Source organism: Halobacillus sp. B29, assembly GCF_052246755.1.
GTDB classification, from domain to species: Bacteria; Bacillota; Bacilli; order Bacillales; family Halobacillaceae; genus Halobacillus; species Halobacillus halophilus.
In genome coordinates, this window is record NZ_JBQQCM010000011.1 from 34,265 (window position 1) to 53,080 (window position 18,816).

11 protein-coding genes are annotated in these 18,816 nt (G+C 42.5%); all 11 read left to right on the forward strand.

Annotated elements, in window-relative coordinates; genetic code table 11:
* The first annotated feature begins 176 nt into the window (after positions 1-176).
* Positions 177-2,072, forward strand: coding sequence for a PrkA family serine protein kinase (locus tag ACTWP7_RS14335; RefSeq protein ID WP_443123770.1), 1,896 nt, complete (start codon positions 177-179; stop codon positions 2,070-2,072).
* Positions 2,073-2,164: 92 nt separating this feature from the next.
* The gene (gene ppx / locus ACTWP7_RS14340) at positions 2,165-3,694 is read left to right on the forward strand and encodes an exopolyphosphatase (protein WP_443123771.1); all 1,530 of its coding nucleotides are present in this window, start codon (positions 2,165-2,167) and stop codon (positions 3,692-3,694) included.
* A gap of 125 nt (positions 3,695-3,819) precedes the next feature.
* Positions 3,820-5,922 (forward strand): RNA degradosome polyphosphate kinase, encoded by a 2,103-nt coding sequence (locus ACTWP7_RS14345; protein WP_443123772.1) that lies wholly within the window; start codon positions 3,820-3,822, stop codon positions 5,920-5,922.
* 258 nt (positions 5,923-6,180) lie between these two features.
* Positions 6,181-9,000, forward strand: a complete 2,820-nt coding sequence (locus ACTWP7_RS14350; RefSeq protein ID WP_443123861.1) for a 2-oxoglutarate dehydrogenase E1 component — start codon at positions 6,181-6,183, stop codon at positions 8,998-9,000.
* Positions 8,987-10,333 (forward strand): 2-oxoglutarate dehydrogenase complex dihydrolipoyllysine-residue succinyltransferase, encoded by a 1,347-nt coding sequence (odhB, locus tag ACTWP7_RS14355; protein WP_443123773.1) that lies wholly within the window; start codon positions 8,987-8,989, stop codon positions 10,331-10,333. The genes ACTWP7_RS14350 and odhB overlap by 14 nt, the downstream gene beginning before the upstream one ends.
* Positions 10,334-10,444: 111 nt before the next feature.
* Positions 10,445-10,735, forward strand: coding sequence for a hypothetical protein (locus ACTWP7_RS14360; RefSeq protein WP_443123774.1), 291 nt, complete (start codon positions 10,445-10,447; stop codon positions 10,733-10,735).
* A gap of 27 nt (positions 10,736-10,762) precedes the next feature.
* Positions 10,763-11,494 (forward strand): membrane protein insertase YidC, encoded by a 732-nt coding sequence (yidC, locus tag ACTWP7_RS14365; RefSeq protein ID WP_443123775.1) that lies wholly within the window; start codon positions 10,763-10,765, stop codon positions 11,492-11,494.
* Between the two features lie 168 nt (positions 11,495-11,662).
* Positions 11,663-12,826, forward strand: a complete 1,164-nt coding sequence (gene yhbH, locus ACTWP7_RS14370) for a sporulation protein YhbH (protein WP_443123776.1) — start codon at positions 11,663-11,665, stop codon at positions 12,824-12,826.
* A 964-nt stretch (positions 12,827-13,790) separates the two neighbouring features.
* Positions 13,791-16,118: an RNA polymerase recycling motor HelD gene (gene helD / locus ACTWP7_RS14375; RefSeq protein ID WP_443123777.1), complete on the forward strand. Its 2,328-nt coding sequence runs from the start codon at positions 13,791-13,793 to the stop codon at positions 16,116-16,118.
* Positions 16,119-16,233: 115 nt separating this feature from the next.
* Entirely contained in the window at positions 16,234-17,745 is a 1,512-nt protein-coding gene (locus tag ACTWP7_RS14380) for a potassium/proton antiporter (RefSeq protein WP_443123778.1), read from the forward strand.
* A 222-nt stretch (positions 17,746-17,967) separates the two neighbouring features.
* A complete protein-coding gene (proC, locus tag ACTWP7_RS14385; RefSeq protein ID WP_443123779.1) occupies positions 17,968-18,780 on the forward strand; it encodes a pyrroline-5-carboxylate reductase in 813 nt (270 codons plus the stop codon).
* The last annotated feature ends 36 nt before the right edge of the window (positions 18,781-18,816 follow it).

Genomic DNA, 18,816 nt, shown 5'->3' on the forward strand with positions numbered 1-18,816 from the left:
GAAATGATGGCAGCAGGAGAAGAAAGTTCTTAAGGAATCCTGTGAGAAAGTACTTTTTAGCAGTGGGAGCAGGAACTGTGAGCGTAGTGCTGCTTGTCTTTAAGACACATGTTTTCTCTTATCTAAGCATAGGATGTATTAAATTTCGTCTATGATGACGGAGGAGGTCTCGCTAAGTGGATATATTGAAGAAGATACAAGACCACAGGGAACAAGCTGAAGAGTTAAAGTGGGAAGGTACATTCGCAGAATACTTAGAGCTATTAAAAGAACAGCCGTATTTAGCACAATCCGCCCATTCCCGCGTTTATAATATGGTGAAAGATGCGGGTGTCGTGGAAGAACATGATCACAAGAAGTTCAAATTCTTTGATGATGATATTTACGGATTGGACGAAGCTATGGAGAAGCTCGTTGAAGAATACTTTCACCCGGCAGCCAGACGTCTTGACGTTCGAAAACGTATTCTATTACTAATGGGTCCTGTCAGCGGTGGGAAATCCACATTGGTCAATTTGTTAAAACGGGGTCTTGAAAAATATTCCTACACAGACCGAGGAGCCGTTTTTGCGATTAAAGGCTGTCCCATGCATGAAGACCCGCTTCATTTAATTCCTAACCATATGAGAGAGGAATTCCATGAGCATTATGGCATCCGAATTGAAGGAAGTTTATCACCATTAAATACGATGAGAGTAGAGAAGGAGTACAGCGGACGAATTGAGGATGTTCTGGTAGAAAGAATCTTTTTCTCAGAGGATAAGCGTACAGGCATTGGTACCTTCAGTCCATCCGATCCGAAATCTCAGGATATTGCGGATTTGACTGGGTCTATCGACTTTTCTACCATAGCGAAGTACGGTTCTGAATCCGATCCTCGTGCCTACCGTTTTGATGGCGAACTAAACAAAGCGAACCGCGGGATTATGGAGTTCCAGGAAATGCTTAAATGTGATGAGAAATTCTTGTGGCACCTTCTTAGCTTAACGCAGGAAGGAAATTTTAAAGCTGGACGTTTTGCCTTAATTTCTGCCGATGAACTAATCATTGCTCATACCAACGAAGCAGAGTATCGTTCCTTTATTGCCAATAAAAAGAATGAAGCCCTGCATTCCCGAATGATCGTTATGCCTGTTCCATATAATTTAAAAGTCAGTCAGGAAGAGCGTATCTATGAAAAGATGATTCGTGAGAGTGATATACGGGATGTGCACATTGCTCCTCATACGCTGCGTGTAGCAGCTATGTTCACAATCTTAACGAGATTGAAAGATTCTAAGAAAGCTTCTGTGGATGTATTGAAGAAAATGAGATTGTATGACGGTGAAATTCTGGAAGGCTTCAGTGATGTAGATGTAGAAGAACTGAAAAAAGAGTTTTCTGATGAAGGGATGAGCGGAATTGACCCGCGTTATGTAATCAACCGCATTTCTTCAACGATTATTAAGAAAGAACTAACGTCGATTAATGCGCTGGATGTGCTGAGATCTTTGAAAGATGGACTGAGCAGCCATGCATCGATTTCAAGTGACGATAAAGACCGCTACCTTGATTTCATCTCATTGGCAAGAAAAGAGTACGATGAAATTGCTAAGAAAGAAGTACAGAAAGCATTCGTCTATTCCTATGAAGAGTCTGCAATTACACTCATGGATAACTATCTTGATAATGTAGAAGCGTACTGTAACAAAGCGAAACTCAGAGATCCGCTCACTGGTGAAGAGTTAAATCCGGATGAACGCCTGATGCGTTCTATTGAAGAGCAGATCGGAGTGTCCGAGAATGCTAAGAAAGCGTTCCGTGAAGAGATCCTTATCCGCATTTCAGCTTACGCCCGTAAAGGCAAAAAGTTCGATTACCAGTCTCACGAGCGTTTGAGAGAAGCCATTCAGAAGAAACTGTTTGCTGATCTGAAAGATGTGGTCAAGATTACGACATCGACCAAAACGCCGGATGAACGCCAGTTGAAGAAGATTAATGAAGTTGTCGCTACGCTTGTTGATGAACATGGATATAATTCAAGTTCTGCCAATGAGCTATTAAAATATGTGGGAAGTCTATTAAACCGATAATAAAAAATTATAAAATCCACCCTCCGCTTTTTCGTTCAGGAGGGTGGATTGTTTATGTTATAATGGCCTCAAAAAGAAATGCAGGTGAGAGGATGTCAAAAAGTTATTACGCCATTATCGATGTAGGTTCCAATACGATGCGTCTCGTTATATATTTAAGGGAAAAAGGCGGGCGGCTTCGTGAAATTGAAAACGTAAAAGCAGTAGCCCGGCTGCGTAATCATTTGAAAAAGGACAACCGTCTTTCTGAGGAAGGAATCCGGACCCTCTTGACCACCCTGACAAGCTTTAAAGAGGTTGCTCAAAGCTATCAACTGGAAGAAATGGTCTGTGTAGCTACGGCAACGATTCGCCAGGCTTCCAACCAGGAGGAAATCACCGAAAAAGTATCCGAGCACACAGGGTTTGATATGAGAATTCTTTCTGAACATGAAGAAGCCTACTATGGATATTTAGCCGTTGTTAACTCAACGCCTCTGACCGAGGGAATTACCGTAGATATCGGTGGAGGAAGTACGGAGGTTACATACTTCAAAGACCGGGAGTTGGTGGAAGCCTATAGTTTTCCTTTCGGAGCTCTCACGCTGCAGCAGGACTTTTTCAAAAAAGAACTGCCGACCGAAGATGAAATGTCGAATCTCCGTCAATATTTAATGGAACAATTCAATACGCTGCCATGGCTTCAAAAAAGAAAAGTACCTCTAGTTGGAATCGGCGGGGGTGCACGTAACCTTGTGCAGATTGATCAGAACCTTAAAGAGTATCCACTCGCTGGTCTGCATCAATATAAGATGAAAGACAGCGATTTATCGTTTGTCAAAAACTATCTTTTTACACTCCCAATGAAAAAACTGCAAAAGGTGGAGGGGCTGTCAAAAGATCGCGCGGACATTATTCTGCCGGCTACAGAGGTTTTCCATTCTTTATACGATGTGTCTCAATCCAGTGGATTTATTCTAAGCCGCAAAGGGTTACGTGACGGTGTTTTTTATGAGCAGTTAACAAGAGACATGGGCACGAATCTGTTTCCGAACGTGTTGGAAGAGAGTATCCAGGAACTGGTCACTGATTATGATTTAAGTGTGAAGCAGATTAATCATGTGCAGCACCTTTCGAATGAATTGTTCCATCAGCTCCATGAAAAAGGCCTAGGCGGCTTGAGGAAGAAAGACTGGCAGGAAGTAAAACGGGCGAGCTATGTTTTTAATCTGGGTGATTATATTGATAGTGAAGCAAGCTCCCAGCACACCTTTTACCTGTTAGCTAACCGTACGATTGACGGCCTGATGCATATGGAGCGCCTACGTCTTGCTCTTCTTGCTTCTTTCAAGAATAAGACGCTCTTCAAACAATTTCTTCATCCTTATAAAAAGTGGTTTCTAAAGGACGAGCGTAAAAAGCTCCGCCTTTTAGGAGCGCTGCTTAAATTCTGTTACTGCCTGGACAGTACGAGGCGTCAGACCGTAGAGAATCTTGAATTAGAGGTCGATGGTGATGATCTGAATATGACCCTTTACTGTAAAGGGGAATGGATGCCGGAGGAGTATCAGGCTGAAAAACAGAAAAAACATTTAGAAAAATCCCTTAAGAAGAGTATTAATCTTTCGTTTGTGGAAAAATAATACCGAAATGGAATATAATGCTTTTTATTAATCCGCTGTTTACGAAAACTTAACATGGTATTAATATGCCCTATAAAATGACATACTAATGTGGACGTGAGACTACAATGTAAAGGGTGTGGAACATGTCGAAGAGCAACGAAATAATAGAACTTGATAATCCTCTTTTTTATAACAATAGAGAACTCAGCTGGCTTGCTTTTAACGAACGCGTGTTAGAAGAAGCCATCGATACCGACAACCCTTTGCTGGAGCGGCTGAAGTTTTTAGCAATATGCTCTTCCAACTTGGATGAGTTTTTTATGGTCAGGGTAGCCGGTTTGAAAGACCAGGTAAAAGCCGGGTTTAACAAGCCTGAGAATAAAGCAGGTCTTACTCCTAAACAACAGTTGGCTAAAATAGCAGATATTAACCACGATATTGTTGAAAAGCAGTATGCGACATATCAAGCTATGAAGCCGGAATTGGAGAAAGAAGATATATCCATTCTATCCATTGAGGATTTAACGAAAGATGAGATTGATAATCTCGAAACGTATTTTAATGAAGAGATCTTTCCTGTATTAACTCCCATGGCTGTAGATGCTTATCGTCCTTTTCCAATGCTTTTAAATAAGTCTATTAACCTGGCTGTGGTCATTCAGGATGCGCTTGATCCTCACGATAACGAAACCAAAACGGCTATCGTGCAGGTACCGGCTGTATTGGATCGATTCGTGCAGGTGGAGCATGATAAAAAGTATCAGTACATTCTGCTTGAAGAAATTATCAGCCATTTTATAAACAAGCTGTTCAAAGGATATCAGGTTAAATCGATTACAGAGTTCCGAATTACGAGGAATGCGGATATGACGATTCACGAGGAAGGAGCACGAGACCTTCTGAAAGAAATCGAAAAAGAATTGAGAAAAAGAAAATGGGGAGCGGCCGTCAGACTTGAAGTGAGAAGTGGGAAGTATGATGACAAGGTCGTCCGTTTCTTGTTAAGCGTACTTGAAATTCACAAAGATGATCTGTATATTACAAATGGTCCGCTTGATCTTACATTCTTATTTAAATTCCATAAAACATTCTCTGAGATTAAGGATCATTTAGTGTATGAAACTTTAATGCCTCAGCCACCTCGGGATTTAGAAGAGGAAGAAGACATATTTGAAGCGGCATCACATCGTGATCTATTTCTGCACCATCCTTACGAATCGTTCGAACCCGTGGTTGATTTCGTATCAGAAGCCGCGGATGATCCATACGTACTTGCCATTAAACAAACGCTTTATCGGGTCAGTGGGGATTCCCCGATCATCGATGCTTTGAAACGGGCAGCAGAGCAAGGAAAGCAAGTAACTGTGCTTGTAGAATTGAAAGCCCGGTTTGATGAGGAAAATAATGTGCAATGGGCGAAAGAACTTGAAAAAGCAGGATGCCATGTGATTTATGGCATGACCTATTTAAAGACGCACAGTAAGATCACGCTTGTGGTAAGAAAGAAGAAAGATAAAATACAGCGTTTCGTTCATCTGGGAACAGGGAACTATAATGATCAAACAGCGTCCTTATACACGGACATGGGGATTATCACTTCTAAACGAAAATTTGGAATCGATGCTACAGATTTCTTCAACTATTTAAGTGGCTTTACTGAGAAGCCGAAGTATCATCACATTTCCATGGCCCCGTTTGATATTCGTAATGATTTCATCCGTTACATTAATAATGAAATCCGTTTCCAGAAACAGCACGGAAACGGCCGGATTATTGCCAAGATGAATTCATTAACGGATAAGAATTTAATCATGAAGCTCTATGAAGCCTCACAGGCTGGTGTTCAGATTGATTTAATTGTACGCGGAATCTGTTGTTTACGTCCTGGTATTAAAGGGATCAGTGAAAACATACGCGTGATTAGTATCGTCGGACGTTTCTTAGAGCACAGTCGCATTTATTACTTCCACCATAATGGTGATGACCGCGTGTTTTTGTCCTCCGCCGATATGATGACGAGAAACATGGTAAAACGTGTGGAGCTTTTATTCCCGATTCACGAGCCTGGAGTGAAAAGCCGTTTACAACGGATATTATCTGTCATGTTAAGTGACAATGTGAAGGCCAGGGAACAGCAGAACGATGGAACATACCGTTATGTTGAAGCTCCCAAAGGTGCCGAACGAATTAACAGTCAGATGAAACTTTATGACATGGCATACCGCGTTCTCGAAGACGAAGAGTGACAAATTCATATCACTTTACTGGTAAAAAGTGAAAAAGGCGTACCAAAGGGTGCGTCTTTCTTGTTATAATGTAAATGTTGGCAAATGAAAAAATAACCGAAATTTGTTGAATACTTATGCGTTTCAATTCTATAATGGTATTTGGACTTGGAAACGTTTACGAAGAAATTAATTACATCCAACAACTACTTGGGGGTATTACACGTGTCTAATTTAGGCTCCAATGAAAGATTCTGGGAAAATTTCCATGGCCCCAATATGGGCTATGTCGAAGAACAGTATGAATTATATGAAGAAGACCCTGAAGCTGTCGATCCTTCTTTAAAAGAGGTATTCGATGAGCACGGGGCACCTGAATGGATGAAAGAGGGGGACACACAAAACACCAGTGCTTCTCATACATCAGAAGTAGATATCGCAAAGGTTACCTCAGCACTGAAACTTGTTGAGGCTATTCGTCGTCATGGTCACCTGCATGCTAATATTTATGCTGTAGGAAGCGATGAGCGCCCGAGTACCAACCTGTTGGATATTGAAACCTATGGTCTTACTGAAAAAGACTTAGAGAACATTCCGGCTAAGTGGGTATGGCCGGACTCACCGCTGCGACTTGATAATGCCCTGCAGGTCGTCAAAACGTTAAAAGAAAAATATGCTGGCACTACTTCTTTTGAATTTGGGCATGTGAATAATGAAGAAGAGCGTAAATGGCTCCTGGACAAGGTCGATACTGGTTCCTTTCATGTCTCTTTTTCCAATGAAGAAAAGAAGCAGCTTTTGCGGCGTTTAGCCCAAGTGGAAGGTTTCGAAAACTTTTTGGCTAAGACATTCGTTGCACAGAAACGTTTCTCCATCGAGGGTCTGGACGTTATGGTTCCGATGCTGGATCACATGATTCAGTCAGCTTCTACCGATAAGATCAAAAATATTATGATGGGTATGGCACACAGAGGGCGCTTGAATGTGCTCGCTCACACGCTAGGAAAGCCTTATGATCGAATTTTCTCTGAATTCCATCATTCTCCTGATAAAGAGCTGATCCCTTCTGAAGGCTCTACAGGGATCAACTATGGCTGGACTGGAGATGTGAAGTATCACTTTGGTGCGCGGAGAGAGGTCGGAAATGGCGAACAGTCAGCAACCCGAGTGACATTGAGTCACAACCCTTCCCATCTTGAATACGTAAATCCTGTAGTGGAAGGCTTCACGAGAGCAGCTCAAGATGACCGCTCTAACCCTGGATATGCAGAGATGGATGAAGACGAAGCGTTTGGTGTGCTCATTCATGGAGATGCTGCGTTTATCGGAGAAGGGGTCGTGGCCGAGACCTTGAATATGAGCGATCTGCCCGGGTACCGCACAGGCGGCACGCTTCATATTATTGCCAATAACCTGGTCGGCTTCACAACGAATCGTGAAAAAGGGCGCTCCACCCGTTACGCAAGCGACTTGGCTAAAGGTTTTGAAATTCCAATCGTCCACGTAAATGCGGATGATCCACTTGCGTGTATGTCAGCCATGGCACTTGCTTATGAATATCGTCAGACATTCCATAAAGACATCTTAATCGACTTAGTTGGTTATCGTCGTTTCGGACATAATGAGATGGATGAACCTCGTGCTACTCAGCCTCGTCTTTATAGTGAAATTGATGAGCATCCGACGGTGGCTGCTATTTATGAAGAGCAGCTTCGTAAAGATTCCGTCGTTGAAGAAGGCACGCTTAATGATATGAAAAATGAAATTGAAAATGAATTGCGTAACGTGTACAACAACATGAGCGAACATGAAACAACCACTCCTGATGTGAAAGAGCGCCCAAGCGGGGTTGAACGAACCCTGGATGAAATTGAAACAGCTGTTGATATAGATCGTCTGCGCTCCTTAAATGAAGGAATGCTCAAACGTCCAGAAGGTTTCAATGGATTTAAGAAGCTTGAAAAAATTCTTCAGCGCCGCAGTAAAATGCTTGAAGATGGCCAAAAAGTAGACTGGGCTACTGCAGAAGCCCTGGCTTTTGCATCAATACTGGAGGATGGAAGACCGATTCGTATTACGGGTCAGGATACAGAGCGTGGAACGTTTGCACACCGCCATATGGTCCTTCATGATGTGGAGACAGGAGAAACCTATTGTCCGCTTCACGGCTTAGAGCAGGCAAATGCATCGTTTGATATTCATAACAGTCCGCTATCCGAGGCCGGAGTGCTTGGTTTTGAATACGGCTACAGTGTCCAGGCTCCAGAAACTTTAGTCCTATGGGAAGCCCAGTTCGGAGACTTTGCTAACGCGGGACAGGTTATTTTCGACCAGTTTGTTGCAGCAGGCCGAGCTAAATGGGGCGAACAATCCAATATGGTATTCCTCCTTCCCCATGGGTATGAAGGACAAGGACCGGAACACTCCAGTGCCCGACTCGAACGCTTCCTGCAGTTGGCTGCAGAGAACAACTGGACGGTAGGCAACGTGACCTCTTCTGCTCAATATTTTCATTTATTGAGGAGACAAGCTGCTATCAGCACGGAAGAGGAAGAACGCCCGCTTGTATTAATGACACCAAAAAGTCTTCTTCGTAATCAGAGAGTGGCAGTTGAAGGTAAATACTTTAGTGAAGGCAAGTTTCAGCCGATCATGAGACAGCCGGGACTGACTAAAGAAGATGATAAAGCTAAAGAAAAAGTGAAAACCTTGCTTCTTGGAAGTGGTAAAATTATGGTTGATATAGAAGATACGGTTGAAAAAGCAGAAGATCATTCGTTCGAAACGATCGATGCCGTACGTATTGAGCAAATCTATCCATTTCCAAAACAAAGGCTAAAAGAAATTCTTGAAACGTATCCGAATTTAGATGAACTCGTTTGGGTTCAGGAAGAACCTCAAAACATGGGCAGCTGGTACTTTGTAGAAGGAATCTTGCACAAACTGCTTACAGGCAGTCAGATTCACCGTTACGTAGGAAGACCGCCTCGTGCGTCGCCTTCTGTGGGTGAACCAAATATTCATAAGACCGAGCAAAATCGTATAATTCATGAAGCGCTACAGATGTCTAAAGGAGGAAAATCAAATGAAGGAAATTAAAGTTCCTGAATTAGCTGAATCCATTACAGAAGGTACGATTGCTGAATGGCTTGTTCAAAAAGGAGATCAGGTTGAGAAAGGTGATCCTATTCTTGAACTTGAGACAGATAAAGTAAACGTCGAAGTAAACGCTGACGCAAGCGGTGTTATTTCGGAACTTCTAAAAGAAGCTGGAGATGACGTAGAAGTAGGGGACGTTATCGCTAAAGTTGATGAAAACGGAGAAGCAGGCGGAAGCTCGGAAGAAGAATCCTCCAGTGAAGAAGAGGAACAAGAAGCTTCTGAGGAGAACAAACAAGCCGAGGAAGATAAAGAGCAACAGCAAGAAACAAAAGAGTCCAAACAACAAGAAGAGTCTAAAGATGATCAGCAGCAAGGCTCCAATGATGATGACAAAAAAGAAGTCATTGCTACTCCAGCGGCTCGTAAACGAGCGCGTGAGCTTGGCATTAACCTGAGTGAGATTTCTGCGAGAGATCCACTTGGCCGCATCCGTCCGGAAGATGTAGAAGAAGCGGCTCAAGGCGGAGGAAAACAGGAGCAGAAGCAGGAAGCTAAAAAAGAAGAGAAAAAAGAAGCTCCTAAAAAAGAGAAAAAATCAGAGCAGAAAAGTGAAAAAACGGAGTTTGAAAAGCCGGTGGAACGAGTTAAAATGTCCCGCCGCCGTCAAACAATTGCGAAGCGTCTCGTAGAGGTACAGCAAACCTCCGCGATGCTTACCACCTTCAATGAAGTTGATATGACGAATGTGATGAACCTTAGAAGCCAGCGCAAAGAATCCTTCCAGAAGAAACACGATATTAAACTAGGATTCATGTCTTTCTTTACGAAAGCTGTGGTAGGCGCATTGAAAGAATTCCCTCTAATCAATGCGGAAATCCAGGGCAATGAAATTGTTATGAAGAAATTCTATGATATAGGTATGGCTGTATCTACGGAAGAAGGTCTTGTTGTTCCAGTTGTCCGCGATGCCGATCGTCTTGATTTCGCAGGAATTGAAAAAGGAATTGCTGACGTGGCAACGAAAGCCCGTAATAAAGAACTTCAGCTGGAAGATCTCCAGGGTGGTTCCTTCACGATTACAAATGGCGGTATTTTCGGTTCCATGCTTTCAACGCCGATTCTGAATTCTCCGCAAGTCGGTATCCTGGGTCTGCACAATATTGAAAAGCGTCCGAAGGTTATGCCGGATGATACCATTCAAGCTCGCCCTATGATGTATATTGCTCTATCATACGATCACCGGATCGTGGACGGTAAAGAAGCTGTACAGTTCCTGAAGAGAATTAAAGAAATGATTGAAGATCCTTATGATTTATTACTAGAAGGATAAACTGATTACCCGCTGGGAATAATTCCTGGCGGGTTTTTTTGTGAAAAAGTGAAACATTTACGTTAAGATAAACGTATGTTTACGTATTCATTAATAAAAAGGGTTGGAACTATGGCCATTATAATAGAATTATTTGACGGATCATTCGATTTACTGTTCTTGTCTTTATATATCACATTGCTTGCTGGAATAGCTTTTGAATCCATGTGGACTCATATGGTTTCAGGAAGTTCTTTATGGCTGCAATCGCGACACGTTTTCCTGCAGGAGGATACAAAAGCATTTTCCCTGCAAGAAACATCGGTTTCAATTACTCATGGATTAATTCATTGGATACAACGCACTGTCGGAAGAAAAGAAGACGATGGAGACGAGGATCACTACCTCTTTGTTCGTGCCTGAAGATACGAATAAAGAGGAGGACTAAATTTGAAAAAGTGGATAAGTTTATTATTGTTCAGTACCATTTTATTAACAGGATGTGCACCAAAGGAAAGCGGTGGAGGATTCTTCAGCCAATATTTTGTTGAGCCTTTCGTTGAGGCTATCACCTTCATTGCAGAGTTGTTCGGAGAAAATTATGGCATAGCGATTATTTTGATTACTCTCGCGCTTAGAGTGGTTATTATGCCGTTCATGCTAAAAACATTTAAAAATAGTCAGGACATGCGTGGAAAAATGGCTGCGGTAAAACCTGAGCTGAATGATCTTCAAAGTCGACTAAAGGAAGCATCCAGCCAGGAAGATAAGAAAAAGATTCAGAGCGAAATGGTGGAATTGTACCGGACTAATGAGATTAACCCGTTAAACATGGGATGTCTGCCGATCGTCTTACAGATTCCGATCTTTGCTGGAATCTATTATGCGATTCGAAGCTCGGAAGAAATCGCAACCCATTCATTCTTATGGTTTGATTTGGGGCAGACAGATTTAACCATGGCTGTAATTGCAGGTATTCTTTATTTCATTCAATATAGAGTGTCTCTTATTGGAATGCCGGAAGAACAACGAAAGCAGATGAAGTGGATGGGCCTGTTATCTCCCGTCATGATTCTGTTTATATCCATCTCCTCGCCTTCAGCTCTGCCTCTCTATTGGGCAGCAGGAGGAGCTTTTCTTGTGATTCAAACAGTGATTTCCAAAAAACTTTATACAACCTGAGGGTGACAAATAAAGTTCTGTACAGTTGCTGTGCAGGGCTTTTTTTCTTGCAGGTTACTCTAAAACCAGGCTAAATAATCAAAAAATTCACACATATTTTATTATGTTTCATCCATTTACGTGGACCTGCATACGATAGAGTAATACTCGGTTAGGAGGGAGAAAAACATGGATGAAGAGAAGAGTTTCGTAATCGCCGAAGACGACTGGTCCCTCCATCGGAAAGGCTACGACGATCAGAGGCGACATCAGGAAAAAGTTAAGGATGCGATGAATAAACAATTGCCAGATTTGATTACCGAAGAAAATATTGTAATGTCGAATGGAAGACGTGTCGTCAAGATACCAATACGTTCGCTTGATGAATATAAAATTCGTTACAATCATGAGAAGAACAAGCATGCAGGACAAGGCGAAGGTGATAGCGAAATTGGTGATGTAGTAGCCCAGGCGCCACAATCCAAAGGAAAGCCCGGTCAAGGAGAAGGAGCCGGCGATCAAGCTGGCGAGGATTTCTATGAAGCTGAAATTTCACTGGCAGAGCTCGAGGAGGCATTTTTCAAAGAGCTGACGCTGCCAAACCTGGATGAAAAAGAAAAAGATAATATTATTCAAACAGACATTGAGTTTAGTGATATCCGTAAAACAGGTTTAACAGGTAATATTGATAAAAAAAGAACAATGCTTGAAGCCTATAAGCGTAACGCTCTTGGAGGGGAAGCTTCGTTTAACCCCATCTTCCCGGAAGATATACGCTATAAAACCTGGAACGATAAGACGAAACCTGAATCAAAAGCGGTTGTTATTGCGATGATGGATACGAGTGGTTCCATGGGTCAGTGGGAAAAGTACATGGCCAGAAGCTTCTTTTTCTGGATGAACCGCTTCTTAAGCAAAAATTATGAGACAGTGGATGTAGAATTCGTAGCTCACCATACGCAGGCAAAAGTGGTTAGTGAAGAAGATTTCTTTTCTAAAGGGGAAAGTGGAGGAACAATTTGTTCGTCAGCCTACCGGAAAGCACTGGAGTTAATTGAAACTAAGTACTCACCGGATCGTTATAATATCTATCCGTTCCACTTTTCAGATGGGGATAATTTAACGTCTGATAACAAGCGTTGTTTAGCTTTAATTGAAGAGCTTCTTGAGGTTTCTCAGATGTTCGGATATGGAGAAGTCAACCAGTATAATCGGTCATCTAGTTTGATGCAGGCGTACAAAGCGATTGATCACCCTAAATTCCGTTATTACATTTTGAGAAGAAAAGCCGATGTATTTCATGCGATGAAACAATTTTTTAGCGAAGCCAGTCCAGAAGAAGTCGTGAATTAAAAAAAGAGCCAGGTAAAGGCTAATCCTTACCTGGCTCTTTTGATTGTGCCTCTGTACAACTTTCGATTGTACTAGGGGTAGAGGCGTAGTAGAATTATTTTTATATATAAGTTGATCTGCACGAATAACTGAACCGCTTCTTCAGTCATATAAGAAGCCGACATAAATACACCCCCAACGTGTTATATTTGGTCATCTAACATATAATGCATATTGCGCTAAAGGGCCGGATTGTGAAAGACTCCGTTTCGAGATATTGTCTGGAGAAAGAGGCTCCAGGGAACGGCTCGCTTTCCGCGGGCATGTGGTGAGCTTCCTCGGGCTTAACAGCCCTGCGGGATCTCACCGATCATGTTCATCCCGCAGGAGTCTTCGCCGTTCCCTTCCGCCCCTTTGCGATTATGGAGAGCTCGAAAATCTTTCCATAATCGCCTTCCCATGAACGAGATCCACACTGGTTTTCACGTGTGTTTACACGTGTAGGAACCCTGTTATAGAAGCATTTGAGGCAGATACAGCTTGGCTCCTGTCTTCTATAGCAAGGTCCGTTCACTAGATATCATTGGGGTGGCGGTGGAAACGACGAGACTCCCGCGGGAGAAGGAGCTAGGCGAGACCCCACAAGGAGTGTTAACGACTGAGGAGGCTTGCCAGTTCCCCCGCAGGAAAGTGTTCAAATGTGGAATCACCCCGAAAGACACGACCAGCATAAGCCGACCATCAAAAGGATTGTGGTTTTTCAACCCGTTGATGAGCGGCTTATGTCTCGAGTGTCTGGGTGATGGAACAAGACGAGTTGTTTCCGTAGCCGCCCTCATCTAATGTTTGCAACGGACCCGAGTTATCTCGAAACTGAGTCTTCCAGTATCGGGAGCTATTCTGAAATTATGAACAAGAAAATAGAACTGGGTTTTATGGGCTGCTGATAATAGTTTGTTTTGTGCACGTGAGAGGAGTGGATAGGATGGATGAGAACCACGAGGAATGGCAGCAAGAAGAAAAAAGAATAGAGGATATTAAACGGATATTATCAGAGAAAAAAAATGAATTAATCGAAAATAACAAAGAATTAATGGGAGATATACTGGAACTGCGTCAAGGGTTTTGGGACGATGTTACCGTTAATATGGATGAACCCGACGAAGCTATTGAAACGTACGCAAGTATTAAACAGCAAGCTGAACTATTGTCAGAGCGGGAGAGAAGCTACGGACAGTTTCATAAACTGGTGAAGCTTTACGCACGGCAGGAGGATTCTCCCTATTTCGGAAGAATCGATTTCCAGGAAGAAGACGGCGAGATAGAGTCTATATATATCGGCATTGGTTCATTGATGGATAAGAACAAAGAAGACTTCCTGATTTATGATTGGCGGGCACCTGTATCGAGCATGTACTACGATTATGCTCCCGGCCCGGTTCAATATGAAACCCCTGTGGGTGAAGTGACAGGGGAGATGAAGCTGAAGAGACAATTCATTATCCGCCGTGGCTCACTTCAAGGTATGTTCGATACAGGGCTCACAATTGGAGACGAACTGCTCCAGCACGTACTTGGCGGAAATGCCACCTCCCATATGAAAAGTATAGTAGCTACGATTCAAAAAGAACAAAATCAAATCATACGATATGATAAGAATAAAATGCTGATTGTTCAGGGAGCAGCAGGAAGTGGAAAGACCTCAGCGGCTATGCAGCGCATTGCTTATCTGCTCTATCGATACCGTACGTCAATAAGTGCAGATCAAATTTTACTCTTTTCACCCAACCACATGTTTATCAGTTATGTGGCTTCAGTTCTTCCTGAGCTTGGGGAGGATAACATGCGGCAAGTAACATTCCAGGAGTATGCAGCTGGACGTCTGGATCGAGATTTTGAGCTGGAAAGTCCATTTGAGCAACTGGAATACTTGTTGTCCGATCGAGACAGTCAGAGACATGAGAGAAGAGTGGCAGCGATTCGTTTCAAATCAGCATTGGATTATAAGAATCTGCTGGATGATTACGTAAAAGGATTAACTGAGAAAGGGATGAAGTTTAGGAACATTACCTTTCGAGGAGAAACAATCGTAAGGGCTGAAGAGATTCACCGTTACTTTTATAAACTCACAGGCCGTATTCCAAACCGGATAGAAAGCGTTAAAGTGTGGCTGCTCGATCAATTGGATGCTTTCCAATTAAATGAACAGGATAAAGATTGGCCGGTGGAAGAAGCAGCTTTTTTAGCCAAGCATGAATATGTTGAGGCGTTTAATGAACTTGAGGAGCATCAAGGATTTAACGAAGATACTTTCGATGATTTTGCTAGGGAGCAGAAGCTGCTTGTAAAGAGAATCGTGGAGAGGAAAATGCGGCCATTAAAAAGAAAGATCGAGCAGTTAAAGTTTATTAAGCTGAGAAGGCTGTATGAACAGATGTTTGATATGCTATCTGTTCCTGCAGAGTTGAGTGAGGAAGAGTGGAAAGATATTGGACTCGAAACAAAAAAAGCGCTGAACAAAAAACACTTATATGCTGAGGATGTTACCCCTTATCTGTACTTACAGGATCAAATTGAGGGCAGAAGTGTTAATACAGTTATCCGACACCTTTTTATTGATGAGGCGCAGGATTATTCACCGTTTCAAATTGAGTTCATCAAGCAATTATTTCCGAATGCACGCTTCAACCTGCTAGGCGATTATAACCAGGCGATTCATAATCTTTATACTAAAGCTCCGAGTTTATTGGAAGAAGGAGAAGAATTAGAAGAAGATAATAAGGTGGAACATTTGTATTTAATGCGAAGTTACCGTTCCACTAAACCGATTGTTGAATTCACTAAGCATCTGCTTCCAGATGGGGAAAAGATTGAAGCATTTAATCGAGAGGGGCAGAAGCCTCGTGTTCATAAGGAAGACAACGAGGATGAACTTATCAAGTCTATGCGGGAAACCATACTAAGCAGGCTGAAAGAAGGTCACGAAACCATTGCTCTTCTGACACGAACGAAGCAGGAGGCGAAAGAATTACATGCGCACATAGGTGAGAGTTTGGCGGCCAGGTTGATTTATAAAGAATCACAATCCTTTGAAAAAGGTATTCTTATTCTTCCTGGATATTTAGCCAAAGGAATTGAATTTGATGCTGTGATGTTACCAGAAGTGTCCAATGCGACTTATAATAAAGAGGAAGAACGGAAACTATTATATACAGCAGCAACAAGAGCGATGCACGAATTGGATTTATTTTATACCGGAGTGATGAGTCCATTGCTTCAATCGGTATCTGAGGATTTGTATGAGATAAAATGAACAACAGCTTCTGCGTTGCAGAGGCTGTTTATTTCGATAAGATGAATTAGTAGGGGACGGAGGCGTTGTATTGCTATAATGAACGATAGATGTAATGGAATAAAGGAGATTAACAATGATACAGGAACTGCTTGAATCGGACAAGTTTATTATGCTAGTAGCTTTATTATTAATTACCAGTATTCTCGTAACCAAGTTCTCAACAAGACTCGGGGTGCCTTCTCTTGTCTTATTTATTGCCGTAGGAATGCTTGTGGGGAGCGATGGGCTCGGGTTAATTTATTTTGATAATGCCGAAGTGGCACAGCTGGTCGGTGTATTTGCTTTGATCATTATTTTATTTGAAGGCGGAATGCAGACGAAATGGAAAAATATACAGCCAGTAATTGGCCCATCGGTGACACTTGCAACTGTCGGTGTGCTACTTACCACAGGGATCGTCGGGGTAGCAGCAAGGTACATATTAGGCTTAGACTGGGTAGAAGCCATGCTGCTCGGTGCAATCATTGGATCCACGGATGCTGCGGCTGTGTTTGCGGTTTTAAAAGGAAAAAATGTAAGAGACAAACTGGAGGCTACACTCGAAGCCGAATCGGGTACTAATGACCCAATGGCTGTGTTTTTAACCATTGCGTTCATTCAAATTTTAACTACGGGAGAAGCGGAAATATTTCCAATGATTGGATCCTTCTTCTGGCAGATGGGAGCAGGACTGCTCATTGGGGTTCTCGTAGGGTACGTCGGAAGCTTCAGCTTAAACCGTATTAATCTGGATTCAAGTGGATTGTATCCTTTATTCGCCCTCGGATTCGCTTTTTTAGCGTATAGTGCGAGTTCACTTGTGCAGGCGAGCGGATTATTAGCTGTGTATGTAGCAGCGGTGTTGATAGGTAATGCAGAATTAGCCTATCGGTACTCGATTCTGCGCTTCCATGAAGGATTCGGATGGATGGCCCAAATTTTGATGTTTATTATTCTGGGGCTGTTTGTATTCCCGAACGAAGTCTTTACTCTATCGGTTATGATTGATGGTTTGCTTATTGCTCTGGCTCTGATTTTCATTGCCCGTCCGTTGGCTACATTTATTAGTCTCGCCTTCTTCTCCTTTAGTATAAAAGAGAAACTGTTTCTTTCATGGGCCGGATTGAGAGGAGCAGTTCCCATCGTCTTAGCTATATTTCCCATGCTTGCCGGAGTAGAGAACAGTCAGTTGATCTTTAATGTGGTCTTTTTTACAGTTCTGACATCTACCCTCTTCCAAGGATCATCGATTACTTGGGTAGCGGAGCGATTTAAGCTGGTGTCAGATAAGATGACCAACCCGATCCATTCTCTGGAGTTGATCTCGATTGGGAAAGCGAATGTCGAACTGATGGAGTTTGATGTCGTACAAAATAACGAGGTGGTAGGGCAGACACTTGAGAATATCGAACTGCCTGATCGTGCGTTGATTAATGCCATCATCAGAGAAGGAGATGTAATCACTCCGTATGGCCAAACGGAGATTAAAGCAGGAGATACTCTTTATATCATGGTTTCACGGAGCAGCAAGAAAGAAGTTAAGAAATTGCTGCAGGCCGTTAAGCCTGGAGAAGGAGCTGTGAACCACGAAAAAAGCCGAGCTTAAGGCAGCTCGGCTTTTCTCGTAGCAGCTATGATATTTTTGGTCGTTCGCTATGATATGAAGAATACAATTCTAATTATAGGTAACTTGTACGCATTTGTAAACCTTTTCCCCATAAAACATGAAATATTTACTAGTCACTTACATAAATTCAATCGAATCAGATCGACAATTGTTATGTGAGAAATAATCCTATACAATGGAGAGAATAAGGAGGAATGCCCGGTGGATAAAAAAATAGGATTTATTGGCTGCGGACAGATGGGACAAGCTATGATCCAGGGAATGATTGATGCGAAACTGTTGAAAGCGGAAAACATAGCAGCAACCGCCCTCTCGGATGAAACCATCGATTTTGTCTCAGATGAATATGGAATTCACATATCAAATGACAACAAGCAGCTTGCACGTGAAAGCGATTTATTATTTCTAGCTATTAAACCTTACATTTATCATGGAGTTATTCAGGAAATAAAGGATGAAGTTCCTCCGGACACCGTTATTGTTACGATTGCAGCGGGAATTACACTGGATGCAATCAAAGAAGCATTCGGCCGCAATGTTAAGGTTATTCGTTCAATGCCTAATACGCCTTCTCTTGTCGGAGTAGGAATGAGCGTGTTATGCCCCAATGATTTCGTTACAGAAGAAGAATTAGCGGATGTAATGGAAGTCTTTGAAAGTTTCGGGGAAGCAGAAATTATTGAAGAAAAACTAATGGATGCGGTTCCTGCGATTAGCGGTTCTTCTCCAGCCTTTGTTTACATGTTTATTGAAGCGATGGCTGACACAGCTGTTCAGCAGGGCTTTCCTAGAGATAAAGCCTATAAAATTGCCTCCCAGGCTGTCCAAGGGGCGGCGAAGATGGTTAAAGAAACTGGCAGACATCCAGGTGAGTTAAAAGATGCGGTGTGCACCCCTGGTGGCGTAACGATTGCCGGAGTGACGGAACTCGAGCACTCCGGCATGCGCAGTTCAATTATTCAGGCAATGGAAGCTTGTACGAAGAAGTCGAGAGAATTATCAAAAGGTGAATAGACTTCTCAGAAGCCAGATATGACATGCTTGTCGTGT